The 2,520-nt window shown below is 66.6% G+C and carries 2 protein-coding genes; both read right to left on the bottom strand.

Annotated elements, in window-relative coordinates; translation table 11 throughout:
* Positions 1 to 51: 51 nt before the first annotated feature.
* Entirely contained in the window at positions 52 to 1,128 is a 1,077-nt protein-coding gene (locus tag Y705_RS0113015; RefSeq protein WP_026533171.1) for a Gfo/Idh/MocA family protein, read from the bottom strand.
* Positions 1,129 to 1,263: 135 nt separating this feature from the next.
* On the bottom strand, positions 1,264 to 2,370 hold the full coding sequence (locus Y705_RS0113010; RefSeq protein WP_026533170.1) for a substrate-binding domain-containing protein: 1,107 nt from the start codon (positions 2,368 to 2,370) through the stop codon (positions 1,264 to 1,266).
* Positions 2,371 to 2,520: the final 150 nt, after the last annotated feature.

Here is a 2,520-nt window from a genome sequence, read left to right as displayed (position 1 = left end):
CCGGTCGGGTTAGCAGCCACAGGTGCTTAATCAGCGCGGGGTGGGGTGAGCCTACACCGCATCATTCGCGTAGCGCAGACCGAGCTGCGCCCGAACGCCGTCGAGCAGGCGCAGGGTCTGCAGCGTGTCATCGAGCGGCATGGTGGGACTTTCGAGCAGACCGGACTGGATGCATCGGGTGACTTCCCGCAGCTCGTAGGTGTAGCCGCCGCCCACCACCCCGAAGGTCTCGACGCGCGGCTCCTCCCGGTTGACGCCGATGATCAGCTCGCCCGGGCTGTGCAGATTCCCGCCGCCGGTGCGGAGCCACCCCTTGCTTCCCGCGACCGTCGCGGTGCCGGGGCAGGAGGCCACCAACGACGACGTCAGCTGGGCGTGCGTCCCGCCCTCGTACCCGAGCGTGAGGGCATTCTGGGTGTCGACGCCGTCGTCGTTGAGGTTTCCGCTGGCCGCCACCGACGAGGGAAAGCCCAGGGAACCGAGGGCCCACGTCAGGGGGTAGACGGTCAGGTCGAGCAGCGCGCCGCCGCCGGCCTGCGGATCCCACAGCCTGCTCGAGGGGTCGGCCGGGGCAGGGAAACCGAGATCGGCCTGCACCCACCCGATCCGGCCCAGCTCGCCGGAGTGAATGATGTCCCACGCACGGTTGATGCTCGGCAGGAACCGCGACCACACCGCCTCCATGAGGAACAGGTTCTTTTCCCCGGCCAGGGTGATGAGCTCTTCGGCTTCCCGCGCGTTGATCGTGAAAGTCTTTTCGCAGAGCACGTGCTTGCCGCTGTTCAGCGCGGCCTTGGCCACCTCGTAGTGCTGGGCGTGCGGGGTGGCGACATAGACGACGTCCACCAGCGGGTCGTCGAAGAGGTGCTGGTAGCCGGGCACGCCGTCGGAGTCGGAATGGCTCGTCTCGAAGCCGAAGCGCCCGGCGAACTCTGCGGCGCTGTCGGCATTCCGTGAGCTGACCCCGTGAAGGACGGCGTCCTCGAGCAGCGCGATATCGGCGGTGACCTTGGCAGCAATGCCCCCGGTCGACACCACTCCCCAACGCAAAGGCCTGCCCGTCGCCGCAGCGGGGCTCGGGGCACCTGGTTCAACGCATGGGGGACGTACGAGGCGGGGAGTCGACATGCCTCCATCCTTGCCGCTTGGTCCCAGGCCGTCCACCCCGCACCGGTGAGCATGCAAAAAGCTCCGGGCTGCAGCTGCAGCCCGGAGCTTTTCGGTTGGACGTCTCTTCGAGAGGGCGCCGTTAGTCCGGAAGGGTTACTTGACCAGCTCGGCGAGCGTGGGGTCGTCGGCGTAGGCCTCGGCGGCGTTCGCCTCGGTGACGATCTGTGGCTCGAGCAGGTAGGCGGGGACAACCTTCACGCCGTTGTCGTACGACTCCGTGTCGTTGACCTCGACCTCTTCACAGGCTCCGAGGGCTCCGACCATCGTGATGGTCTGCTCCACCAGGTTGCTGGTGTCCTTGTTGATCGTGGAGTACTGCTCGCCCGCCATGATCGACTTGACGGACTCCACCTCGGAGTCCTGGCCGGTGACGACCGGGGTCTCCTTGCCGGCGGCCGCGACCGAGGTCAGGACGGCGCGGGCCAGGGTGTCGTTCGGGGACAGCACGCCGTGAAGTTCCTCGGACGCGTAGTTGCCGCTGAGGAGGGTGTCCATGCGGCGCTGCGCGTTCTCGGCCTTCCAGCCCTGGGTCACCGCCTGATCGAACGAGGTCTGGCCCGAGACCACGTTCAGCGTGCCGTCGTCGATCTTGGGCTGGAGAACGCTCATGGCGCCGTCGAAGAAGACCTGGGCGTTGGCGTCGTCGGGGGAGCCGGCGAACAGCTCGATGTTGTACGGAGCCTCGCCCTTGCGCTCCGCCAGGCCGTCTAGCAGGGCCTGGCCCTGGAGCTCGCCCACCTTGAAGTTGTCGTAGGCCACGTAGTAGTCGACGTTCTCGGTGTTGGTGAGCAGGCGGTCGTAGGCAAGGACCGTGATGCCGGCGTCCTTCGCCTGCTGCAACTGGTTGCCCAGCTGGGCGCCGTCGATCGCACCGACAACGAGGACCTCGACGCCGTTGGTGATCATCGAGCTGATCTGAGCCTGCTGCTCCGACACGCCGCCGTTGGCGAACTGCACGGACGGCTCGTAGCCTGATTCCGTGAGCCCGTCGTTGAACAGCTGCTCGGCCAGGACCCAGTTCTCCGAGGTCTTCTGGGGGAGCGCCACGCCGATGGCTGCACCCTCCTCGAAGCCTTCACAGGTGCTCTCGGTGCCGCCGTCGGTCCCGGTTGCCGTGCCGGTGTCCTCACGGCCGCAGGACGTCAGCGCCAATGCTGAAATTGCAGTGAGTGCTGCAAGGGATTTTCCGAAGTTACGCATTCCATTTCTCTTTCTTTGGATGATTCTGGTGGGGGACTGGAGCCACGTCGTCGGGAAGCAGGGTCGCTGACTCCTAGACGTCGTGGGTGATGACTTCCTTGGTGCCGACTGCCTGCTCGGTGGGGCCCGAGCCGCTCTGGCCCGGCTGGT

Source organism: Arthrobacter sp. H41 (assembly GCF_000520535.1).
Lineage (GTDB): Bacteria > Actinomycetota > Actinomycetes > Actinomycetales > Micrococcaceae > Arthrobacter_D.
The sequence above is the reverse complement of the archived record's forward strand: the minus strand, read 5'-3'. Positions and strand labels throughout refer to the sequence as shown.

Coding starts and splice junctions, on each gene's coding strand:
- Y705_RS0113015 (WP_026533171.1), bottom strand. CDS start 1,128: ATGTCGACTCCCCGCCTCGTACGTCCCCCATGCGTTGAACCAGGTGCC.
- Y705_RS0113010 (WP_026533170.1), bottom strand. CDS start 2,370: ATGCGTAACTTCGGAAAATCCCTTGCAGCACTCACTGCAATTTCAGCA.